This window comes from Ectobacillus soli, assembly GCF_042610425.1.
Classification (GTDB): domain Bacteria; phylum Bacillota; class Bacilli; order Bacillales; family Bacillaceae_G; genus Ectobacillus.
This window is the reverse complement of record NZ_JBGJZM010000002.1, coordinates 429,859-452,782: the sequence shown is the minus strand read 5'-3', so window position 1 is coordinate 452,782 and position 22,924 is coordinate 429,859. Positions and strand designations below refer to the sequence as shown.

25 protein-coding genes and 1 riboswitch are annotated in these 22,924 nt (G+C 41.7%); of the genes, 17 read left to right on the top strand and 8 right to left on the bottom strand.

From position 1 onward, the window contains the following. The first annotated feature begins 40 nt into the window (after positions 1-40). The 4 genes from ACAN53_RS14040 to ACAN53_RS14025 all read left to right on the top strand — a co-directional run bounded on the left by ACAN53_RS14040 (position 41) and on the right by ACAN53_RS14025 (position 5,256). The gene (locus tag ACAN53_RS14040) at positions 41-490 is read left to right on the top strand and encodes a MarR family winged helix-turn-helix transcriptional regulator (RefSeq protein ID WP_379970740.1); all 450 of its coding nucleotides are present in this window, start codon (positions 41-43) and stop codon (positions 488-490) included. Further along, on the top strand, positions 487-3,666 hold the full coding sequence (locus tag ACAN53_RS14035; RefSeq protein WP_379970739.1) for an MMPL family transporter: 3,180 nt from the start codon (positions 487-489) through the stop codon (positions 3,664-3,666). The genes ACAN53_RS14040 and ACAN53_RS14035 overlap by 4 nt, the downstream gene beginning before the upstream one ends. A gap of 693 nt (positions 3,667-4,359) precedes the next feature. Then, a complete protein-coding gene (locus tag ACAN53_RS14030; RefSeq protein ID WP_379970738.1) occupies positions 4,360-4,539 on the top strand; it encodes a hypothetical protein in 180 nt (59 codons plus the stop codon). 21 nt (positions 4,540-4,560) lie between these two features. After that, positions 4,561-5,256 carry an FHA domain-containing protein gene (locus ACAN53_RS14025; RefSeq protein WP_379970737.1) on the top strand — a complete coding sequence of 232 codons (696 nt, stop codon included), beginning with the start codon at positions 4,561-4,563 and terminating at the stop codon, positions 5,254-5,256. A gap of 52 nt (positions 5,257-5,308) precedes the next feature. On the opposite strand, the gene ACAN53_RS14020 is transcribed toward ACAN53_RS14025, so the two are convergent. Further along, the gene (locus tag ACAN53_RS14020) at positions 5,309-5,605 is read right to left on the bottom strand and encodes a YolD-like family protein (RefSeq protein ID WP_379970736.1); all 297 of its coding nucleotides are present in this window, start codon (positions 5,603-5,605) and stop codon (positions 5,309-5,311) included. Positions 5,606-5,793: 188 nt separating this feature from the next. Here ACAN53_RS14020 and ACAN53_RS14015 point away from each other — a divergent pair, with 188 nt between their 5' ends. From ACAN53_RS14015 to ACAN53_RS13975, 9 genes are all read left to right on the top strand, one after another. Continuing rightward, complete coding sequence (locus ACAN53_RS14015; protein WP_379970735.1) at positions 5,794-6,240, top strand: hypothetical protein; 447 nt, start codon at positions 5,794-5,796, stop codon at positions 6,238-6,240. Positions 6,241-6,351: 111 nt separating this feature from the next. Then, positions 6,352-6,453, top strand: a riboswitch (SAM riboswitch). Between the two features lie 93 nt (positions 6,454-6,546). Next, positions 6,547-6,723, top strand: coding sequence for a hypothetical protein (locus tag ACAN53_RS14010; protein WP_379970884.1), 177 nt, complete (start codon positions 6,547-6,549; stop codon positions 6,721-6,723). Further along, a complete protein-coding gene (metA, locus tag ACAN53_RS14005) occupies positions 6,704-7,609 on the top strand; it encodes a homoserine O-acetyltransferase MetA (RefSeq protein WP_379970734.1) in 906 nt (301 codons plus the stop codon). Before ACAN53_RS14010 ends, metA begins: the two co-directional genes overlap by 20 nt. 291 nt (positions 7,610-7,900) lie before the next feature. Continuing rightward, positions 7,901-9,196, top strand: coding sequence for a homoserine dehydrogenase (locus tag ACAN53_RS14000; RefSeq protein WP_379970733.1), 1,296 nt, complete (start codon positions 7,901-7,903; stop codon positions 9,194-9,196). Next, positions 9,196-10,254, top strand: a complete 1,059-nt coding sequence (gene thrC / locus ACAN53_RS13995; protein ID WP_379970877.1) for a threonine synthase — start codon at positions 9,196-9,198, stop codon at positions 10,252-10,254. Before ACAN53_RS14000 ends, thrC begins: the two co-directional genes overlap by 1 nt. Continuing rightward, positions 10,251-11,174 carry a homoserine kinase gene (gene thrB / locus ACAN53_RS13990; protein WP_379970732.1) on the top strand — a complete coding sequence of 308 codons (924 nt, stop codon included), beginning with the start codon at positions 10,251-10,253 and terminating at the stop codon, positions 11,172-11,174. Before thrC ends, thrB begins: the two co-directional genes overlap by 4 nt. 172 nt (positions 11,175-11,346) lie before the next feature. Further along, positions 11,347-12,159, top strand: coding sequence for an SGNH/GDSL hydrolase family protein (locus ACAN53_RS13985; RefSeq protein WP_379970731.1), 813 nt, complete (start codon positions 11,347-11,349; stop codon positions 12,157-12,159). Continuing rightward, a complete protein-coding gene (locus ACAN53_RS13980; protein WP_379970730.1) occupies positions 12,156-13,070 on the top strand; it encodes an ABC transporter ATP-binding protein in 915 nt (304 codons plus the stop codon). The genes ACAN53_RS13985 and ACAN53_RS13980 overlap by 4 nt, the downstream gene beginning before the upstream one ends. Continuing rightward, positions 13,063-14,055 (top strand): ABC transporter permease, encoded by a 993-nt coding sequence (locus ACAN53_RS13975; RefSeq protein WP_379970729.1) that lies wholly within the window; start codon positions 13,063-13,065, stop codon positions 14,053-14,055. Before ACAN53_RS13980 ends, ACAN53_RS13975 begins: the two co-directional genes overlap by 8 nt. A gap of 32 nt (positions 14,056-14,087) precedes the next feature. Here the strand turns inward: ACAN53_RS13975 and ACAN53_RS13970 are convergent, their stop codons facing one another. Continuing rightward, positions 14,088-15,317, bottom strand: a complete 1,230-nt coding sequence (locus ACAN53_RS13970; RefSeq protein ID WP_379970876.1) for an NADH:flavin oxidoreductase/NADH oxidase family protein — start codon at positions 15,315-15,317, stop codon at positions 14,088-14,090. Positions 15,318-15,360: 43 nt separating this feature from the next. Then, the gene (locus ACAN53_RS13965) at positions 15,361-15,837 is read right to left on the bottom strand and encodes a nucleoside deaminase (protein ID WP_379970728.1); all 477 of its coding nucleotides are present in this window, start codon (positions 15,835-15,837) and stop codon (positions 15,361-15,363) included. A 78-nt stretch (positions 15,838-15,915) separates the two neighbouring features. Between ACAN53_RS13965 and ACAN53_RS13960 the strand changes: the two genes are divergently transcribed. Continuing rightward, positions 15,916-16,593: a uracil-DNA glycosylase gene (locus tag ACAN53_RS13960; RefSeq protein WP_379970727.1), complete on the top strand. Its 678-nt coding sequence runs from the start codon at positions 15,916-15,918 to the stop codon at positions 16,591-16,593. Positions 16,594-17,046: 453 nt separating this feature from the next. Here the strand turns inward: ACAN53_RS13960 and ACAN53_RS13955 are convergent, their stop codons facing one another. Then, on the bottom strand, positions 17,047-17,871 hold the full coding sequence (locus ACAN53_RS13955) for a Cof-type HAD-IIB family hydrolase (RefSeq protein WP_379970726.1): 825 nt from the start codon (positions 17,869-17,871) through the stop codon (positions 17,047-17,049). 170 nt (positions 17,872-18,041) lie between these two features. Between ACAN53_RS13955 and ACAN53_RS13950 the strand changes: the two genes are divergently transcribed. Beyond that, positions 18,042-18,278, top strand: coding sequence for a YwdI family protein (locus tag ACAN53_RS13950; protein ID WP_379970725.1), 237 nt, complete (start codon positions 18,042-18,044; stop codon positions 18,276-18,278). A 55-nt stretch (positions 18,279-18,333) separates the two neighbouring features. Further along, positions 18,334-18,702 carry a DUF423 domain-containing protein gene (locus ACAN53_RS13945; protein ID WP_379970724.1) on the top strand — a complete coding sequence of 123 codons (369 nt, stop codon included), beginning with the start codon at positions 18,334-18,336 and terminating at the stop codon, positions 18,700-18,702. 36 nt (positions 18,703-18,738) lie between these two features. On the opposite strand, the gene gerQ is transcribed toward ACAN53_RS13945, so the two are convergent. Further along, the gene (gerQ, locus tag ACAN53_RS13940; protein WP_379970874.1) at positions 18,739-19,155 is read right to left on the bottom strand and encodes a spore coat protein GerQ; all 417 of its coding nucleotides are present in this window, start codon (positions 19,153-19,155) and stop codon (positions 18,739-18,741) included. A 280-nt stretch (positions 19,156-19,435) separates the two neighbouring features. Continuing rightward, positions 19,436-20,179, bottom strand: coding sequence for a hydrogen peroxide-dependent heme synthase (gene hemQ, locus ACAN53_RS13935; protein WP_379970723.1), 744 nt, complete (start codon positions 20,177-20,179; stop codon positions 19,436-19,438). 209 nt (positions 20,180-20,388) lie between these two features. On the opposite strand from hemQ, the gene pta reads away from it, so the two are divergent. Further along, the gene (gene pta, locus ACAN53_RS13930; RefSeq protein WP_379970722.1) at positions 20,389-21,363 is read left to right on the top strand and encodes a phosphate acetyltransferase; all 975 of its coding nucleotides are present in this window, start codon (positions 20,389-20,391) and stop codon (positions 21,361-21,363) included. A gap of 13 nt (positions 21,364-21,376) precedes the next feature. Here pta and ACAN53_RS13925 read toward each other — a convergent pair whose 3' ends face one another. Together ACAN53_RS13925 and ACAN53_RS13920 are read right to left on the bottom strand one after the other, a co-directional pair. Beyond that, positions 21,377-21,943 carry a DUF1003 domain-containing protein gene (locus ACAN53_RS13925; RefSeq protein WP_379970721.1) on the bottom strand — a complete coding sequence of 189 codons (567 nt, stop codon included), beginning with the start codon at positions 21,941-21,943 and terminating at the stop codon, positions 21,377-21,379. Between the two features lie 108 nt (positions 21,944-22,051). Continuing rightward, positions 22,052-22,876: an octanoyl-[GcvH]:protein N-octanoyltransferase gene (locus tag ACAN53_RS13920; protein ID WP_379970720.1), complete on the bottom strand. Its 825-nt coding sequence runs from the start codon at positions 22,874-22,876 to the stop codon at positions 22,052-22,054. Between the last annotated feature and the right edge of the window lie 48 nt (positions 22,877-22,924).

The following is a 22,924-nucleotide window of genomic DNA, read 5'->3' as shown; positions in this document are numbered from 1 at the left end:
GAACTTAGTTAAAGAGAAAAGCTACAAAAAGGAGGGTACGATGGACGAAAGAAAACTAGATAGCCTGATTCGTAGATACGAAGAAGTGTTTATTTTCGCAAATAAAAAACTGGGTGCAATTCTTACGGAACGACTTTCAGGTGATATTACATTAGAACAATATGGAACACTTCGTCACATTGGCCAATATGGACCGTGCCCAGCCAGTACTGTGGCTGAGTATAATTGTGTGAATCGAAGTGCAACAACGGCAATGATTGATCGCCTCGTTGCGAAGGGATACGTTGAACGAATTGCAAACCCAAGCGATAGACGGGTGGTCCTGTTACAAGCGACCGCAGAAGCAGAGCAAGTCTTAGTTGTCGTCGAAGAAAACTTACGGTTGTTTGTTCATTCGTATTTAGAGGAACTGGAAGAGGATGAAGTCGAGCAATTCATTCGTACGTATGAAAAAATATGGAGAATTATTAACGAAAAGGAAGGTAAATGACAAAAATGAGAGCAATATTAAAACTCAGATGGTTATTGCTTCTTTTATGGATTGCTCTAACGGCTGGGATGCTGATATTCGCGCCAAATATGGAGCAGCTTATTCGCGACAAAGGGAATATTACCATTCCAGATACCTATTCCTCTCAGGTTGCGAAAAGCATTTTAGATCGTCATAAATCAGCAGACAGCAATAAGGATTCTATCATTCTCGTATTTCATGATAAGCAGGGTATTTCATCTACGGATGAACGTGAAATCAATCACGTTCTTGATGCGCTGCAAACGAACAAAGAAAAGCTGGGTATTACCTCGTTAACGACTTACCGAGATAGTGAAGACATTCGTAAACAGGTCATTTCAAAGGACAATCAAACGATGATTACATCGATTGAAATCGATCCGAAAAAACGAACCGTTGCTGAAATTCGCAGTGATTTAGAGAAAGTTGTTGGAAATCCCAAAATCGAACATTATTTTACAGGAAACGATTTTATCAATGAGGATGTGGTGATAAGCTCTCAAAATGGCTTGCACAAGACGGAATTGATTACGGTCGTATTTATACTACTCGTACTTATTTTAGTATTTCGCTCAGTTGTTGCACCACTTGTCCCTCTCTTAACGGTGGGTATTTCGTATGTAGTCAGCAGTGCGATTGTTGCATTTCTTGTAGATTGGTTTAGTTTTCCTCTCTCTAACTTTACGCAGATTTTCATGGTAGCTGTTCTTTTTGGAATTGGTACGGATTATTGCATTTTGCTTCTTAGTCGTTTTAAAGAAGAACTACCCAAGCATGAAACCGTAGGAGATGCCATTGTCAAAACGTATCAAACGGCAGGAAGAACCGTGTTTTTTAGTGCGCTAGCCGTTTTAATTGGTTTTTCCTCTATCGCCTTGTCTAAATTCTCGTTATATAGATCGGCGACAGGGGTTGCTGTAGGAATCGCCGTATTACTTCTTGCATTACTAACAGTCGTCCCGCTATTTATGCGCCTGCTTGGTCCACATCTATTTTGGCCATCCAAGTCTGTGGGGGGACATGGGGATAGTAAAATCATGGGCGCTTTTGGACAATTCTCACTTACGAAGCCATTTCGTGCTTTGTTAGTTGTGGCTGTGATCATCGTCCCATTACTTTTTACCTATAATGGTAAGCTATCATTTAATTCATTGAATGAAATTGGGGAAAGTTACGGTTCGGTTAAGGGATTTAATACGATTGCAGATAGCTTTGGACCTGGGGAAGTGATGCCGGTTCAGGTTATTATAGAAGGTAAGGATAAGCTAGATACACAGCAGGCGCTCGCTACGATTGAAAAGGTAAACCGCGAAATTGCGAAGCTTCCTTCGGTGGAAAAGGTGCGTAGTGTTACCCGTCCGCTTGGTGATCCATTGAAAGATTTTTATGTGACGAACCAAGCAAAATCGCTCTCAGACGGTGTAGGTAAAAGTACCGATGGGATTACGCAAATTCAAGGTGGTTTAAATCAAGCAAAAGATCAGCTTGCCACATCAGGTCCGCAATTAACTACAGCAGTATCAGGCATTGATCAGCTGATTGATGGAACGAAGCAATTGCAAGCTGGCGTTAGTCAGGTGCAAACGGGGCTTATACAAATTGAGCAAAAAATCCGAGAAGGATCTATGGGTGCTGGTGAGATAAAGGCGAATCTCGAAATGATCACGCAGCAGATTCAAGATTCAAAGAGTCAATCGGATCAAATGATTGCGCAGTACGATCAGCTTGTAACAGGACTTCAGCAGCTTCATGATAACTATGCAAGTATGACTACCAATCTGCAGTCTATGTCATCCGGACTTGGACAAGCGAAAACATTGCTCGATTCACTCGGAGCACAGTATAAAAACACGGATACGAACCAACTATTAGCTAGTGATCCGCGATACAGCGGGGCGGTGCAAGGACTAGCTAGTTCGGTACAAGGTTTGCAGGCAATGACAGCTGGAATGACATTGTTAAATGAGAATTTGAATACGGCACAAGAAGGTATAGCGGTTGGGAAGAAGCAGCTGGAAGATTCTCTGAAAAAGCAAGATGATCTAGTAAACGGCCTGAAGCAGATCGCGCAAGGGGCTGGTAAACTGCAAAACGGCAATGCGATGCTCGCAGATGGACAAAATCAAGTAATCGGCGGTCTACCTGTGCTATCAGATGGCCTTGGCAAGATAACTGATGGTCAAACGCAACTGAAGAATGGCTTTGCTCCTTTAACTAGTCAGCTCGGACAGTTGCAATCGGGACTCGGTCAAGGGGCGGATGGTCTTGGTCAAATTTCCTCGGGTCTGAAATCTGCACAAAATTATTTAGGAGATTTAACGAATGCTCCGGATAAGGAGATGACAGGTTTCTATATTCCTAGCGCTGCACTTGAGAGCAGTGACTTTGGTCAAGTATTTGATAAATATTTATCGAAGGATAAGCAAGTGGCAAAGATTGATGTCGTTGTGAAATACAACCCGTATAGCAACGAAGCAATTGGAGCAACAAGTGCGATTCGTGATGCAGTCAATCGTGGTTTGGCAGGGACAGATTTGAAGGATGCTAAAGTAGGGATTACCGGCGTTTCAGCCATTTCATCCGACATGCTATCTGCGTCAAACAGCGACTACACACAAACGGTTATTTACATGCTAATCGGGATTGCGATTATATTAATTGTTTTGCTTCGCTCTCTTGTAATGCCGTTGTATTTACTTGTTTCGCTCTTGTTATGTTTCTACTCATCGCTTGCTATTAATCAATTAATCTATGTAAATATTCTTGGCTATGATGGAACGAACTGGACAATGCCATTTTTCGGGTTTGTTATTCTAATGGCACTGGGGGTTGACTATAGTATCTTCCTCATGGACCGTTTTAACGAGAATAAAGGCATGCCAGTGAAGGATGCGATGCTTCTTGCGATGCGTAATATGGGAACCGTTATTTTCTCAGCTGTTCTCATTTTAGGGGGAACATTTGCGGCAATGTTCCCATCTGGGGTACTTTCCCTAATGCAAATTGCAACGATCGTGTTAGGTGGTTTGGTTCTATACGCCTTTGTATTTTTACCATTCTTTGTTCCAGTTATGGTAAAACTATTCGGCCGGGCCAACTGGTTTCCGTTTGATCGGAATCTACCGATTGAAAAACACGAGGACATTGGGCAATAAATGAATGTAGATAGAAGGAGAGGGCACTGAAACGGAAGGATGTTTCAGTGCCCTTTTTTGGCATGCGGGGAATGGTGTACGGGAAGAGAAGAAAAGCAGAGGGCGGGAGCGATAACGCTCGGTTGGTGCCCGAGTGCGAGAGAAAAATTGTCGTAGCGGTAACCAAAGGAACGGGATGGTGCCCGCAAAGGAGAAGCAAGCAAAATAGCGGTAACCAAAGGACCAGATTGGTGCCCGGAAAGGAGAAGAAAGTAAAATAGTGGTAATCAAAGGGCCGGATTGGTGCCTGCAAAGGAGAAAAAACCGGAACAGCGGTAACTAAAGGACCTTGAGCACCCCCACAGCTATCACAGCAAAAAAAGGACCACTAAAATAATTTCAGTGGTCCCTGCTATATTATGTGATTAAATCGTTTCTAGCTTTTCTACCTCATATTTGCGGTGTGCACCGTGATGTGGATCCATTTCGTTTCCTTAGTTTGATCTTTTATACGGTGATAGAATGTAGATAAGTTCCCTATTATTGTATCAATATTGCTAAAAAGTACAAATGTTCATACACTTTGAAACATCAAATGGCTTGACCAGAAATTTTTTGAAAATTATCATTGAATTATCATTGTTTTTCTATTGAGGAGATCAAGTAACTTTCATACAATGCTAAGTAAACGAGGTATTGTAAGGAGGCAAACATATGCGTAAAATTATGATTACGCTACTTGCTGTTCTGATAGTAGGACGTGGATGGGAATGGTACATACAACAAGCATCTACGAAGCCGTTACCTGAAGAATCTCGATTTTTTAGTGAAGACGACATGTTACATCATCCCATTCGCATCGCAGAACAGATAGGTATGTATTTCGATAATTGAAGTATTGAGGGATGAGTATGTATGAATCAAATTCAAAATTGTCATAAATTGATTTTAAAGCAGGGTGATCCGTTTCAAGCAGGTTCGTTTATTTATTTAGATAAACCACAAACAATTATTGGTCGTGCGAATCCATCCTATGACCCGGATTTCTCGATTCATAATCAGTTTGTTTCACGAAAGCATTTCGTTGTTTTTGTTAAAGATGGCATAATGACGATTCAGGATTTAGGTAGCAAGCATGGAACGGAATTAAATGGAGAAGCACTTATTCCGTTTGAAATATATCGGCTACACGATTCGGATACAATTACATTGGCTAATGGGCTAATTGAGTTACAGATGGAAAAAGACTATGATGAAACGATGGAAATTCCAGGTGAACTCCTGGCTTATCATTTACATAAAGATCGGCTTGACCTAGATGATATTGCCCAAACGGTTTATTTCCATGACGCGAGCATTAAATTATCGCAAAAGGAATACGCCTGCTGCAAAATATTGGCTGAGAATTTAAATGAGTTTGTCAGTAAGCAGCAAATTATTGACGCTGTATGGCCTGAACGTACCTTATCATGTAATGTGTATGTAGGAACGGAAGAAATGAATTCTCTCATTTACCGTCTTCGTATGAAAGTTCGAGGTTATTTGAAAATAGAGTCTGTATTACGAAAAGGATTTCGAATGTCTAGAAGTGATGTGCATGAAATTGACTAAGGAAAGAGACACATTTGGTTGTGGTCTCTTTTTTTATGGAGTAGATTTCACTTTACCACTCCTTGCAAATTTCTATGTGGACGACATTTGCTGTATATATAAAACGAGCTTTACCAGCGGTATCGATAATCTGTAATCGTTGATTTGTTACATTGTAATGATGAATGCGGCCTGTTATATGAAAAATAACACCGCGATGACGATAGTCAAAGGATACAAAGTTATGGTGCTCCATGGCTTCACATAACATCATTTCAATATGTTCATCGGGCTCCTGTGGTTTTGGTAGTTGAATGATCTCTTCCCATTCAAATGTACCTATTTCCCAATTTTCGTTTATGAGTTTCACAGCAATCACTCCTTTTAATCGAACATTTGTTCTTATTTTACCCTTTTTTATAGGAAGTATGCAAGTGTTTCTACGCTGTAAAATGAAATAGAGACAAACAATTTTTTGTAAAAATATTATTAAATTGTCATAGGAAACGTCAGCTAAGATAACAATTTTGATACGATGATAGATAGGAGGGGATTAGCGTGAATCAAGAAACAGAGTGGTTGTTTATTGTGAAGGATCCTGTCATTATGAGTGATTTGTATTTATTTTATTCCAATGGGCGGACGGGGCTGTATGTTGATTATGGAAGTGCATTGGATGTTGCTAGGTTTTGCTACGAGAAAGATGGGTTAAAAGGGTTAGATGATTTTAAAACAACGTTCTTATATAGAAAAGAAGAGTTAGAGGAGGCGGTTACGGCTGTTGTTAGTTCCTCTGAAATGGCAATGGAGTTGTTTCAACGTGCGTTGCAAGAACAATATGAAACAACGTTTGAACGTCCTTTTTTATATGTAAAGGAAGACGGAGCGATTCAAAATATGTTTGTTAATAATGGAACAGGCGATAGCAGTGACAAAACGGCAGAAAAGCTGGCGAATGAGCATGAACAAGCCTTTCGTGAGTTTGTGTTTACAAGTATTGTGTAGGGTTATATGAGAAGGTTACGATTTGAAATAGATCTCTTTTTTAATTCTAATAATTCAGAAAACGAGTTGACATTCAGACGATAGTTTTATAGAATGTAGATAATTTCATATGTCTTATCAAGAATAGGTGGAGGGACAGGCCCTGTGAAGCCTTGGCAACAGCCGGAAATCGGAATTGTGCCAAATCCTGCAGTGTACTCTGGGAGATAAGAGATATTCAGCCATGTGCGAGTTCGGGCTGCTTCTTTTACCTTTAGGGTAGGAAGCAGTCTTTTTATTTAGAAAGGAATAGAAAGGGTGATGAGCATGGGAGAAACATGGAAGGAAGGTACCATCTGTGATCAAGGAGGCTATGCGCCTAAAAACGGAGAACCACGTGTGCTACCACAATATCAAAGCACAACGTATAAATATGATACATCAGAGGATTTAGCAGCTCTTTTTATGGCTGGAGGGAAGAAACATGCCTATTATCGTGGATAAGGATTTGCCAGCACGTAAGATCTTACAAAACGAGAATATTTTTGTCATGACGAAGGAGCGTGCCTTCTCACAAGATATTCGACCGCTCAAGATTGCAATTTTAAATCTAATGCCAACGAAGCAAGAAACAGAAGCACAGCTATTAAGATTACTTGGGAATACACCGCTTCAAGTAGATGTGCAATTCTTACACATGGCATCACATACATCTAAAAATGTGTCACAAGACCATCTTACAAGCTTCTATTCGACTTTTCGTGATGTAGAGAACCAGCGATTTGATGGGCTCATCATTACAGGTGCTCCTGTAGAACTTATGCCATTTGAGGATGTAGACTACTGGGATGAACTAAAGCGTATTATGGATTTTTCTGTAACGAATGTTACATCTACGCTTCACATTTGCTGGGGTGCACAGGCTGGCTTATATTATCACTACGGAGTTCCGAAATATACGCTAGGGCAAAAGATGTTTGGTGTTTTTCAACACGAACTACAGGGACAACATGTAAATCTAATTAGAGGGTTTGACGAACAGTTTTTTGCACCGCACTCTCGCCATACGGAAGTACGAGCGGAAGATATTGAACGTGTACCAGGGCTACAACTATTAGCACAATCTGATGAAGCAGGGGTGCATCTTGTTGCAGATCGTGGAGGGAAAAATATCTTTGTTCTCGGTCATAGTGAATATGCCCGTGATACGCTGAAGTTAGAATACGAACGTGATATAAGCCGCGGTGTTCCAATTACTATGCCGCAGCATTATTTCAAGAATGATGATCCAAAGCAAAAACCATACGTTGCATGGAGAAGTCATGGTAGTTTACTTTTTTCCAATTGGTTAAATTATTACGTGTATCAAGAAACACCTTATCAAATTTAACGAGAAGCAAGCGGTGAAAACGGTGTAAACTGTTTTCTCTTTTTTTTATGGATAAGTATGCCTATTTTTCAGAAATATGTTTTTAAAAGAATGTAAACTACAAAAAATGACACAAAATGATTCTGAAATTTCATAAAACGTTGTTTTTTAAATTTTCAGCTTATATAATTGCATATAAAGTGAAACTTCTATAAAGTAATTCTTTTAACAGATTTCTTTATGGAACATATAAAAATCTAACACACAGTTAGAAACAGAAAAAAACACGATAGAAATAGGGGTGGACGATCAGTGAGAGAGATAAAGGTAGGATTGTTAGGGCTCGGCACAGTCGGTAGTGGAGTGGTCAAAATCATTGAGGACCATCAAGACCGGTTACGTCATCAACTTGGCTGTCCTGTAAGTATTGCAAAGATACTTGTACAAAATATAAATAAAGAACGGGACGTCCGTATTACCCCGACCATTTTAACCACTGATGTAAATGACATCATTTATAATAAAGAAATCGATATTGTAATTGAAGTTATGGGCGGCTTGAAGCAAGCTTACGATTATGTACTTACAGCGCTTGCCAATGGCAAGCATGTTGTAACAGCTAACAAGGATTTAATGGCTCAATACGGTGCAGAGCTTCTAGCAACGGCGAAGGCAAATCATTGTGATTTATTTTACGAAGCAAGTGTTGCTGGCGGTATTCCAATCCTCCGAAGCATCGTGGAAGGCTTTTCGTCTGATCGTATTACGAAAATGATGGGGATTGTTAATGGAACGACAAATTTCATTTTAACGAAAATGTCGAATGAAGGAAAAGCATACGATGATGTATTAAAGGAAGCACAGGCGCTCGGGTTTGCAGAGGCAGATCCTTCCTCAGATGTAGAGGGGCTAGATGCAGCTCGTAAAATGACGATTCTTGCATCACTTGGTTTTTCGACACATGTAGAGCTTGCCGACGTCAAAGTAAAGGGCATTACATCCATCACAGAAGAGGATTTAGCATATAGTACAGAACTTGGGTATACGATGAAGCTAATCGGCATTGCAAAACGCGATGGAGAAAAGCTAGAAATTAGCGTAGAGCCGACACTTCTTCCGAATCACCATCCACTCGCATCCGTACAAAACGAATTCAATGCCGTGTATATTCACGGGGAAGCAGTAGGAGAAACGATGTTTTACGGACCAGGAGCAGGAAGTTTACCGACGGCAACCTCGATCGTCTCTGATCTTGTAGCCGTTATTAAAAATATGCTTCTTGGTGTAACCGGAACGAGCGCTGTAACTGCACAATATCCGAAAATCTTGAAGAATGATACAGAAATATTTACAAAATATTTCTTGCGGCTTCATGTGAAGGATGAAATAGGTGTTCTTGCAAAAGTAACATCCCTATTCTCTGAAAATGAAGCAAGCTTTGAAAAAATTATTCAAATGCCGCTTGAGGAAAAAGGAGCTGCAGAAATCGTAATCGTTACACACCGTGTAACGCTTGCAAATTATAATGCATTGCTAGCTGCATTAAGCAGCGTAGAAGCTGTGAAATGTGTGCAGGCAAGCTATCGAATTGAGGGAGATGAAAGATGATGTGGAAGGGTCTATTATCACATTATAAGGAATTTTTACCAGTAACAGAACAAACACCAGAGCTTACATTAAACGAAGGGAACACTCCACTTGTGCATTTAGATACATTATCAAAAGAGTGGGGCATTGACCTATATGTAAAAATTGAAGGTGCAAATCCGACGGGATCTTTTAAAGATCGTGGGATGGTAATGGCAGTAGCAAAGGCAAAAGAAGAAGGAAGCAAAACAGTGATTTGTGCTTCAACAGGTAATACATCAGCATCTGCAGCAGCATATGCAGCACGTGCTGGATTAAAATGTATCGTTATCATTCCAAATGGGAAAATTGCTTATGGAAAACTAGCACAAGCGGTTATGTACGGAGCAGACATTATCAGTATTGATGGAAACTTCGACCATGCCTTGCAAATGGTACGCAAGCTGAGCGATTCTTCACCAATCGCACTCGTTAATTCAGTAAATCCATACCGTATTGAAGGTCAAAAAACAGCAGCATTTGAAATTTGCGATGCCCTAGGAAAAGCGCCGGATGTTCTTGCTATTCCTGTAGGAAATGCCGGAAATATTACGGCGTACTGGAAAGGATTTAAAGAATATAACGAAAAGAAAGGAACTGGACTTCCTGTTATGCGAGGTTTCCAAGCATCAGGAGCAGCACCGATCGTTCGTGGTCATAAAATAGAAAACCCTGAAACAATTGCAACGGCTATCCGTATTGGGAACCCAGCAAGTTGGGATAAAGCGGTAGCAGCAGCAAATGATTCTCATGGTAAAATTGATGAAGTTACAGATGAAGAAATTTTAGACGTGTACCAGTTGATTGCAAGTAAAGAAGGTGTGTTTGCAGAGCCAGGCTCTTGTGCTTCCATTGCTGGGGTTCGCAAACAAGTATTATCAGGCGAAATTCCAAAGGGAAGCCGCGTTGTAGCGGTTCTTACAGGTAACGGCTTGAAAGATCCAAACACGGCTATCGATACAAAGCATATTCAACCAATCGTATTGCCTAACGATGAAGGCATGGTATTTGCACACATCGAAGGAGTGGTTATGAAATGACCAGTCCCATGTTCACCGTACAAGTACCAGCTAGTACAGCAAATATAGGGCCAGGCTTTGACTCAATCGGACTTGCGGTGGATAAATATTTATTCGTTCGTGTATGCAAAGATACATCTTGGCGTTGCGAGGCAAAATCCACGCTTTTGAAGGATACGCCGACTGATGAAAGTAATTTACTCTTTCAAACAGCTATTCAGGTAGCAACGAAATACAATAAGACACTCCCTTTTTGCAAATTAGAAGTATCTAGTGATATTCCACTTGCAAGAGGATTAGGAAGTAGTGCTTCCGCGATTGTGGCAGGGATTGAGATTGCTAATGAGCTATGTAACCTTCAATTGTCACTCCAAGAAAAGCTTGATATTGCTTGCTCGGTAGAAGGGCATATGGATAATGTGGGCGCTTCGCTTTTCGGCGGACTCGTAGTGGGTATGTATGACGGGGACCACGCAATGCTAGTAAACAAAGCATTGCATCAGGTGGAGCTCGTTGCCATTATTCCTTCATACGAATTGAAAACATCAAATTCTCGTAGCGTTTTGCCAGCAAGTCTTTCTTATGGAGAAGCAATCCAAGGTAGCGGAATTAGTAATCTACTCGTAGCAGCGCTATGGAAGGAAGATTGGAGTGTGGCTGGTCAAGCCATGAAGAAAGATCTCTTTCATGAGCCGTATCGCACGGCGCTCGTTCCGGAATTACAATGCTTGAAGGAAATGCAAGACGTTCCGTTCATGTACGGCTATACACTTAGTGGTGCAGGTCCTACTGTACTTTGCTATGTCCATAAGGGTAAAGGAAAAGAAATTGCAGACGAAATGCAATCCCTATTTCCTGATTGTAAGGTAGACTTGCTACGCGTTATGAACGAAGGAAGCAAAGTTCTGCACTATTCAACAGAGCATATTGAAAGTATATAATTATGTGACAAAACAATAACGAATCGAGAAAAAGTATCCCGCTATCAAGGGATACTTTTTTTCTTTCCCTTCTTACAGGTGGTATAATATGGGCGTTAGTTGATAAGCAAAGACTCTTGTTGAATTTCAAAATCTAATTCCAATGATTTATAAAGAAGGATGGTGGCCATGCATGAGGTCCAAAATCGTCAAATTTCTCTTAGCCGTAACAACAGCTGCACTTGTATTATTTGCATTTGGGTTCACCATTGCAGTGAAAGATGTTCTGAATCCCAAAGCATCTGCGATAACGAAGCAGAGCGCAGTAACTGCTGAGACGAAAAAACCGGATACGCTTCAAATTATAAGCTTGGGCGATTCGCTTACGCGTGGTGTAGGGGATAACGAAGGGCTTGGCTATATTGGTAGACTAAGAAGTAGCTTGGAAACCGATTATAAACAAAAGGTGGCTTTAAATAATTTAGCGGTCAGCGGGGCAAGAACACCAGAATTACTTAAGCAACTTTCCGATAATGGTGTTAGATACTCAATTAGTAGGGCCAATGTAATTATGATTACAATTGGCGGAAACGACGTATTTCCAGGTTGGCAGACCATTGGGGAAACGGATTTAACACAATTTCATCCAGATGTGGCAACGTTCCAAGAGAATGTGAAGAAAATTATTACAGAGATTCGAGAAATTAATCCCGACAGTCCTATTTATTGGCTCGGTTTATATAATCCGTTTGAAGATGTACCAGAATTAAAAGGCTCGGGTTCTGTCGCTATTGACTGGAACAATGCATTGATTAAATCAACGATTGATTCCAAAGGTGTGTATATTGTACCGACATACGACTTATTTCAAGGACGAACGAAAGACCTTCTTTTCTCGGACCATTTTCATCCGAATAATAAGGGATATACGTTGATGGCAAACCGTCTGCTCCAAGATGTAGTCAGTCAATTTAATATTGCAGCGAAAGGAGCAACGAATCCATGACCTCTGTTCTTTCTGTTCAAGGACTTACGAAAGTAGTCGGTAAGAAAACACTAGTAGAAAATATTGCATTTGATGTAAAAGCAGGGGAAGTGTTTGGCTTTTTGGGACCGAACGGTGCAGGAAAAACGACAACGATACGTATGCTAGTTGGGTTAATCAAGCCAACGAAAGGCAGTATTGCAATCGGCGGTTTTGATGTGAAAACCAGGTTTCGAAAGGCGATGCGACAAATTGGTAGCATTGTAGAAAACCCTGAGCTTTATACTTACTTAACTGGCTGGGAAAATTTAAAGCAATTCTCACGTATGCTCGGAGGCATTCCAGATAAACGCATTATGGAGATTGCAAAGATGGTCCATCTTGATCAGCGCATTCATGATAAGGTAAAAACATATTCTCTTGGAATGAAGCAGCGTCTAGGGATCGCCCAAGCCCTGCTTGGCAGTCCAAAGTTATTAATACTAGATGAGCCAACGAACGGTCTAGATCCTGCAGGTATTCGTGAGCTACGTGAGTTTATTCATATGCTTGTTAAGGAGCAAAACATTAGCGTATTCATTTCGAGCCATTTACTAAGTGAAGTGCAGTTAATTTGTGATCGTGTTGCGATTATCGACCACGGAAAAATGATAACAGTAGCAACGATTGATGATCTTGTTAAAAAAGCGGCAGACCGAGTGGAATGGACCGTTACGCCGGTAGAAAAGGCAGAAGCCTTGCTTCTAAGTACAGGAGTGAAGGAAGTAACACATAATGGCAATAAGCTCTTTTGCCGCATGACTCTAGCAAGTGTTAGCGCCTATACAAAAATGTTTGTGGAGCAAGAAATTGCAGTACATGGTGTGAAGGAACTTGTATTTACATTAGAGGATCTCTTTATGGAACTTACAAGGGGGGAAGAACATGCGTGAGTTTGGCGGATTACTCTATAACGAAGCAGAAAAGATTTATCGAAAGAAGCGCATCGCTGTTATCGTGTTAATCCTGCTTGTACTAATACCTATTTTTGTTTACGCGCAGTATCGCCAAGTCGAAACCACGCAGCAACGTCTAGGTACAAGTGATTGGCGTGTATCCTTGCAGCAGCAAATTGTTGATACGCAAAATCGGCTGAATAATTCCCGTTTGCCGGATGAATGGAAAACATGGCTAAAGGTACAAGTGTCGCAGCAACAATATTACTTGGATCACAACATCAATCCGAATGCCCCTGGTGCCCCGACCTTTGTACGGGCATTCATTGAACAAGGAATTACCTTATTTGTTCCACTACTCGTTATGATAGTTGCTATCGATATTGTATCAGGTGAACAGAGTGATGGGACGATCAAAGCGTTGCTCACCCGGCCAATTCGCAGGTGGAAAATATTACTTAGCAAATATGTAACTATGCTTCTGTTTGTATCGCTTATTTTGCTTATTATTGGCGTGGTGTCTTATCTTATATCGGGTATTGTCTTTGGTTATTCGGGATGGAGTCTTCCTGTTCTTACAGGCTTTATTACGCAAAACGATAGCTTAAATACAAGCTTCGTTCACCTTATCCCGCAATGGCAGTACATTTTAATGGCATATGGGTTAGCTTGGTTTGTAGCGGTTGTAGTTGGAACGATTTCCTTTATGGTTTCCGTGCTCATTCGCAATACGCCGGCAGGGATGGGCGTGATGTTATCGGGTCTGATTGCCGGAAATATTTTGAGCGGATTTGCAACGTCTTGGGAAGGAGCTAGATATATATTCAGTGTGAATTTATCGCTCACTGATTATTTATCGGGGCAATTGCCAGCACTGAAGGGATTGTCGATGAGTTTCTCTCTTATTACGTTATCTGTTTGGGCAGTTGTGTCACTGTTGATCGCATTTTTTGTTTTTACACGACAGGATATTTCCAATTAAGAAAAGCAGGGTCTAGTTTAGACCCTGCTTTTCTAGTTGCTTCTCCGTTTTAAAAAAACATTTTTACCTTGTGTAAAAATCGTTTGTACGAGTGATAGCCAAACGTTGTAGGTCGGATTTGGTTGTTTCCCTTTCCCGATTCGTTCTAGTTGCTGCTCATACCAAATAAATTCGAGCATGGCACCTTCATCAATTCGCTTCACTCCTGTTACAATCGGCGCAAGAGTGCGAACCGATTCGTCGCCTGTGAGCAGCTTATTTGGTAAATCAGGTTCAACAGCGAGCGGGCGGGCCAGTCCAACCATGTCGGTAGCACCTTCCTCAATGGCTGTTTGCATTCCTTTTGCAGAGCGGAATCCACCTGTTACGACGATAGGGGTGGAGACAAGCTGGCGAACGTGCTCGGCATACTCAAGAAAATAGGCTTCCCTTTTGATGGTGCTTTCCTTCCTATTTCGTCCGGTCATACTTGGATTTTCATAGGTGCCGCCAGATATTTCAATCAAATCAATGCCTGCGTTTTCAAGCTCTTTCACAACGAGCATGGATTCCTCTTCTGAGAACCCACCACGTTGAAAATCTGCTGAATTGAGTTTTACACCAATCGGGAAGGCAGAGCCTACCTTGTGACGGATGTTGTAATACACCTCAAGGAGAAATTTCATTCGATTTTGCAGACTTCCACCCCATTCATCTTCTCGGTGGTTATGATGAGGGGATAAAAATTGACTAATTAAATAGCCGTGGGCTGCATGAATTTGAATCCCGGTAAATCCCGCGCGCTTGGCAATTGCTGCCGCGTTGCCAAATCGCTCGATTAATCCCTGAATTTCCTCGGTAGTAAGTGCACGAGGCGGGGCAAAGAAGGATTGCATATTTTCTGCAAGAGGGATGGCGCTTGGTGCTAATGATTCCTTCGCAAGGGCGCGCATCGTTTGCTTGCCGGGATGGTTCAGCTGCATCCAAAGATGGGTGCCATGCTGCGTTCCAGCTTTTGCCCATGAGCGAAGTAAATCGAGGTCATGCTCATTCTCCACCACGACGTTGCGTGGTTCCCCAAGGGCATGGCGATCAATCATCACATTCCCTGTAACGACTAGACCCGCTCCGCCCTTTGCAAAGGTTCCGTAAAGCGTTGTAAGGAGAGGGGTAGGACGATGCTCCTTACTTGCCAGCCCTTCACTCATCGCAGATTTGAAAAAACGGTTTTTAATAACAACGCCGCATGGAAGGGTAAGCGGACGTTCAAGAGCAGAACTCATTTCCATCGGTATCATTCCTTTACGAGAATAGGTGTATTTCTACTTAATACTCTATTTTATCGTTCAGCTGTGTCCATACGACAAATGGGTTTTCCTCAGGCTTTAGGGGAACAGTTACTTGCATAGCTGGAATACTTCGAGCTGATGGTTCGAGAGGCAATTCTTCATAGATAAACGCATCGTCAAACCCAATTCCTGCGGCTTCCTCCCGCGTAAAGCAATAGTGTACTTCCTTGAAACGCGCCCAGTAGATTGCGCCGAGACACATCGGGCATGGCTCGCAACTCGTATAGAGAATACAGTCGGTTAATTGAAACGTTCCAAGTGCATCACATGCCTTTCGAATGGCCTGTACTTCTGCATGGGCGGTCGGATCGTTTGAAGTGGTAACTTCATTTGTTCCTGTGCTAATGATTTTTCCATCTCTTACGACTATGGCAGCAAAGGGACCACCTGAACGGTTTAATATATTTTCCAGTGCAGCTTGAACGGATGTTTTGATATATGTTTTGTGATCCATATAAATCTCCCTCTTTCCCTATAGTGAAAAACTAAGTACAATTTTACTAGCTAGTATATTGAGATAGGACGTGAAGAAATGGTAAGTACGCTACAAAATGAATGGGCATCCCTCCTCCAAGATGAGTTTGAAAAACCATATTTTAAAGAGCTGCGTCAATTTCTACAGAATGAATATAAGGAGCATACTGTATATCCGCCCAAAGACGATATTTTAAATGCCCTGCGGCTTACTAATTATAGTGATATAAAAGTTGTGATTTTAGGTCAAGACCCGTATCACGGACCGAATCAAGCAGAGGGGCTTAGTTTTTCAGTTAAGCCTGGCATGAAATTACCACCTTCGTTAAAAAACATATACAAAGAACTATATGCGGATATGGGCTGTGACATTTCTACTAATGGCTCTTTGATCAAATGGACACAGCAAGGTGTTCTTCTCTTAAATACGGTGTTAACTGTACGACAAAGCGAACCGAATTCCCATAAAGGCAAAGGGTGGGAAATATTTACGGACCGGATCATCGAGCTTATTAATGAACGAGAGAAACCGGTTGTATTCGTACTTTGGGGCAAACACGCACAGACAAAAAAAGCATTGATTACGAATGATCGGCATTTTATCATTGAGGCACCGCATCCGAGTCCCTTTTCAGCGAACCGAGGTTTTTTTGGTAGCAAACCCTTTTCTACTTGCAATGCGTTTTTACGTAAGCAAGGTCAAGAGGAAATCGATTGGACGATTCCGAGTATTTAGTATGATAGGGATTCGACAAGAGGATGTCATTTTCCTGTGAGAAATTGGTAGTCGATTTCGCAGATAGCGGGAACCAAAGAGGTGGAATGAAGCCCGGAACCCAAAGATTTCGCAGATAGCGGGAATCAAAGAGGTGGAATGGAGCCCGGAACCCAAAGATTTCGCAGATAGCGGGAATCAAAGGGAGGGAATGAAGCCCGACGCCCAAAGATTTCGCGGATAGTGGGAATCAAAGGGAGAGATTGAAGCCCGTCCGCCCAAGGATTTCGCAGATAGCGGGAATCAAAGGGAGAGATTGAAGCCCGTCCGCCCCAAGTTATCATAGATAGCGGTAACCAAAGTATGAGATGGCTGCTCAACGGTCATTGTTTACTTCATAAAAAAACAGGTATGCTTCTCTTACAATGTCTAGAGAAGCATACCTGTTCATGTTTAGGTGCTCTTGAAATCGGCTTAGTTCGCTTGCACTGCCGTTTTTAAAACGAACGATTCCACAACTTTTGCCACGCCGTCGTTCATATTTGTATCTGTAACATAGTTCGCCTTCGCTTTTATATCATCAGGGGCATTGCCCATGGCAACGCCAAGACCTGCAAATTCAATCATGGCAAGGTCATTGTAGCTATCGCCCATGGCGATGACTTCTTCTTGCTTAATTCCAAGCTTGTTGATCAACTGTGCAAGGCTTGTCCCTTTTGTAACGCCATTTTCTGTGAATTCTAAGAAGAATGGTTTGGAGCGCATAACGCTAAGCTCGCCGCGAAGTTCTTCTTGTAATTTTTTCTCCACAACGGCTAGTCGTTCTGGATCTTCAAGCATAAGAATTTTCACGACTGGTTCTGTTACGGCTTCTTTAAAGCTAGTAACCTCAGAAATTGGTAAACCCGTAATAATATGCTCTGTTTCGGTATGCTTACATATTTCATCCGTAACAATGGAATCTCCTACATAAGTAAGAATCCATACGTTTTCGCGCTTACTAATATCGTATAGGTGATGGACGGTTTCAGGTGTTAGGGTGCTGCTGAAGAGCTCTTCGTTTGTTTTGCAGTTCGTAATCTTGGCACCGTTAAAGGACAGCAAAAAGCTGCCGAATTCTTCTAAGTGTAATTCCTTTGCAATAGGGCGCATTGCGTACGTCGGACGTCCGGAAGCGAGTACGACCTTTACGCCTGCTTCTTGGGCCTTCATTAAAGCCTCTTTCGTGCGTGGTGATATGGTGTGGTCATCACGCAGTAATGTATCATCTAAATCGAGAACGATCATTTTGTATTCCATAATTATGAGTCCTTTCTGGAATGGATTTCACCCTCTTATCCTATCAATATTAGAAAAGTAGTGCAACGAAAGTCCTATTCTATTTTGTAGCTTTTTTGTGAAAGGAGTGGGTGACATGATATGATGAAGAAAGAGAATGCGCTTACGATAACACGGATGAGGTGATGAATATGCAAGTATCGATCGAAGCAATTTTAAACAAAATGCAAAGTGAACTTTCTAGGGCAAAACAGCAGCAGGACGATGTGCGAGAGCATGTGGCTGCATTGCGGGCGCTATGCGATCTTGTGCTTGATACAAAGAAGGAGCCTACACTTTCAAAGCTACCGCCAACTTCAATAAAAGAAACACAACGTATCTATGAAGAGGAAGAGGAGGCCAACGGAAATTCTTTACTCGATTTCTAAAGGTGGCATCTTTTCTGAATTTTCTTTATCATAAAATAAAAAAGGGTGATTACATATGAAAATATTCTTTTTGTTAGGATGTATCATGGCCTTCTTAGCTGTTGCACTTGGTGCATTTGGGGCCCATGGATTAGAAGGAAAAATATCTGCAAAAATGCTGGAAATTTGGAAAACAGGTGTTACGTATCAAATGTTCCATGCAGGTGGATTGTTTGTTGTGGCATTTTTGATGACAAAGGTAAATTCTTCGCTTGTTTCAACAGCAGGGTGGTTTATGGTGGCGGGCATTCTTCTTTTCTCCGGAAGCTTGTATGCACTTAGTACGTCAGGTATAAAAATACTCGGTGCGATTACACCACTTGGCGGAGTTGCCTTTTTAACGGCTTGGACATTGCTCGCAATCGCAGCAATCAAAGGGTTGTAAAACATAGAAAGCTGGCAGGACACCCTGCCAGCTTTTTTATCTCGATGTATATGTTGCGGCTTGCGTTTGTGGAAAATAGGTGATTTCACCAGGAAATTCTACATAGTCCAAATATACCATGAGCAATAAATAACGTTTGCCAGTTGTTGGATCACTAATGACAATATGATCGCGTCCGGCTGCCTCGATAATCCCTGTATATTTCTGCGTACCCATCTGACTGCCGCGCTCATACGTCATGTAAACTGTTGCCGTTTTGCCTTTATTCAGGCGAAGGATGTTTTCAATGTAGGATTGCTCAAGCGGTAGCATGCCTTGTGATATTGCTAGCTGTGCTTGCGCAGCCTGAGCAGTTTGCGGCGGACTGTACTGTGTTTGTGGGTAAGAAGGAATCTGTCCTCCGGCAGGCTGATAATAGCCAGATCCGTAATATGGATTTTGACTTGCCATTATATCCCTCCTAGTTAAATGGAATACACTTTCATACAATCGTGCAAGCGAAATATTGCTTTCCCTCACACAAGTGATCTAACCTTTTTGAGAACCCTCGTAACCTAGTTTGTTACAAGGAAGAACAAAATGTATAATGCCTTTTCAATTAAATATATGAAATGGGGAGAAAAATTAGTACGACGAAGAATAGGTAAAATGGGGAAGTAACAGTATGGAAAATTAAGAAAATAATACAAAAAGGCCCGAGACGTAAAGGAAACGTCTCGGACTTTTTATTTTTTTACACATATAAAAATTTTGCTACTTCATCAATTGGAAGAATGTTTCCAACGAAGAAAGAGCCGAATTCACCGTAGCGCGCACTTACTTCGTCAAAACGCATTTCATAGACGAGCTTCTTGAATTCAAGAACGTCATCTGCAAAGAGGGTAACGCCCCATTCGTAGTCATCGAAGCCAACAGAGCCTGTGATGATTTGACGAACTTTACCAGCGTATCCGCGGCCGATTTTGCCGTGGCTTGCCATAAGTTCTCTTCTTTCTTCCATTGGAAGCATGTACCAGTTATCATTGCCCTGACGACGTTTGTCCATTGGATAGAAACAAACATATTTCGTTTGTGGTAGTTCAGGGTATAGACGTGATAATATGCGCGTATTTTTGTATGGGTCTTCATCCGCAGGTAAGTAGTTGCTAAGTTCTACGACGGATACATATGAATACGCAGGGATTGTGTACTCGGCAAGCGTCGTTTTATTGAATTCATTTTCAATTTCATTTAATTCTTCCATCGTCGGACGCAAAATCATAAACATGATATCTGCTTTTTGACCAACAATGGTGTAAATTGCATGGCTACCTGTATGCGCTTCCTCAGTTTTGTTCCATTTTTCGGCAATATGTAAAAACTCAACAATTGCAATTTGGCGTTCATCGCTTGTTAACTGCTTCCAAGCTGCCCAATCAATTGAACGGAAATCATGTAAACAATACCAACCATCTAACGTTTTTGCTGCTTCACTCATTTTAACAGTCACCTCGACATTCTCATGATATACATCTTTACTATAGCATAATCTAGCAAAAAAGCAGAACCGGTAATCAACCATGTAGAAATTTGTCATAAATCTCACAAATAATTCTTCTCTATTCTGCTAGGGAAGTGTTTAAAATAAGATGAAATACCTATTTTACAAAATGATGTAAGTGTATATAAATCCAGGGGGTTATTCGCATGAGCGACTTATTTCAAGAGATAAAAGAAAAGCTACCTCGTAATCTGACCATTGTTCTTCCAGAAGGAACGGACGAACGGATTTTAGCTGCCGCGCAGCAACTGAGTGAGGAAGGAATCATCCAGCCAATCCTGCTCGGTAAGGAAGAACAGATTATGAAAAGAGCACAGGAACTAGCGATTTCACTACAAGGAATTCGCCTCTATGATCCGTCATCGTACGCAGAGATGGATGCGATGGTGGAAGCATTTGTTCAGCGACGCAAAGGGAAAGTGACAGTGGGGGATGCCCGCTCCCTGTTACAGGATGAAAACTATTTTGGTACGATGCTTGTTTACTTAGGAAAGGCGGATGGCTTAGTAAGCGGAGCTGCCCATACAACGGCAGATACAGTTCGCCCAGCCCTGCAAATTATAAAAACTAAGCCTGGCTGCGCAAAAACATCCGGTTCCTTTATTATGGTACGGAAAGAGGAACGCTATATTTTTGGTGATTGTGCGATCAATATTTCCCCTTCGAGCCAAGATTTAGCGGAAATTGCGATTCAGTGTGCAAAGACGGCTGAAATGGTTGGTTTAGAGCCGCGCATTGCACTTCTTAGCTTTTCGACGAAGGGTTCGGCAGTTTCTCCGGAAACGGAAAAGGTAGTAGAGGCAACCGCTATTGCAAAGGAGTTAGCACCCGAGCTTTGTCTTGATGGAGAATTTCAATTTGATGCAGCCTTTGTTCCTTCTGTAGCAGCGAAAAAGGCGCCGGATTCTGTGATAAAGGGTGATGCGAATGTTTTTATTTTTCCGTCGATTGAAGCCGGAAATATCGGTTACAAAATTGCTGAGCGCCTCGGCGGGTTTGAAGCGGTGGGACCAATCTTGCAAGGGCTAAATAAACCAGTCAATGATTTATCGCGCGGCTGCAATGCAGACGATGTCTACAAGCTTTGTATGATTACAGCACTTCAAACGCAATTTCATTAAAAATAGACGAGCATCACTCGTCTATTTTTTTTGCTTGTTTTTCCTTTCGCATCTCCATGAGCAATTGTTTAATTTCCGTCATCTCATTTTCGATGCGGTGTAAATGGCTTTGCATATCATCAATTTCTTCTTCAGCCTTATAGTTAATCGCAAAATCGACGATGGATTCATGCTTATCTCTTGCGGCTTGTCGGTTTTGACTCATCATAATGATGGGGGCTTGAAAAGCAGCAAGGAAGGATAGACATAGATTTAACAAAATGAATGGCTGCTCGTCGAAATGGAAGGGCTTCGTGTAAGTAAGACTGTTCCAGATCATCCAACAAATTAAAAGCACGCCAAAAACCGTGATGAAGGTCCAGCTTCCGCCAAACCTTGCAATATTGTCGGCTAACCGATTTGCTGGTGTTGTTCGAATATTATATTCCTCATCAATTTGCCGCAAGATATGCTGCTCATAATGGTCAACGAGATGGTCAATTCGAGTAAGACTTTCATTGTTTAAATCAATATCAAATCCTTGAATTTGGGATGCTTCGGGTACGTTTTGCTTCTCCTGCTTGCTGAAAAAAGATTTCACGCTTGTTCTTCCTTTCCTGGCAATATAGTTCTTTTCTCTACCATACAATGGATTCGGATGGAAGGGAAAGGGAGGAATAAGAAAAAAGCTAGTTTCTGAGAAACTAGCTTACGAAAATGCCTCTTCATTTCGTTTGGTTATACGCTGTAAATAGGATTCATATAGTGGAATTTCCTCTGGCATAAGCTGGGAAGAGATAAGTGTCGTACTTTTTTGCTGCAAGGCTTGTAGCAGACGATGCATACAGTTGGAAACAGAAATCGACTCGCCGAGCAATTCAGAAAGAGACGCCATTGTGCTTGGAACAATGGTAGGATAGACGAATTTTGTTTGTTCTCCTTGCCGTGCCACCTCATAAAAATCCCGAACAACGGAAGCGCGCTCCTGCCCACTTCCTGCTAAGCATAGATAAATTTGTACGGCTACGCCGCTCTGCATACGCCGCTGTGAAATCCCTGCAAATTTTTTATTTGCAATGCTTAAATCATAGCTACCTGGGCAATAGGATCCGACGATTTCCTTTGCTTCAATCGTTACTCCGTAGTCTTTAAACATTTCTTTGATAAGCTCCCACATCGCATCGTAGCCGGAATGAATGTCGATTCCTTTGTCCATTTCGCGAAAAATGAGAGAGATATTTAAAACCCCTTCATCAAGAACGACAGCTAAGCCACCGGAATTTCGAACAATGACGTTATAGTTATGCTTCTTCAAAAACGCGACCCCCTCATGCAAATGAGGAAGCTTCGTGTCTTGAATGCCGAGCACAATTGTCTTAGGATGAACCCAAGAACGCATCGTAGCGGGGGCGAGCCCCTTTCCTACAGATTTGCATAGCGTATCGTCCATGGCAAAGGAATGCAGGGCAGGCTCTCTTAGACTGGACTGGTCAAGGATGCGCCACTCTGGTTGATACAGAATAGATTGGTTCATACAAATTACTCCTTACGTTCAACTTTTGCCTATTATAGCAAAAAAGAA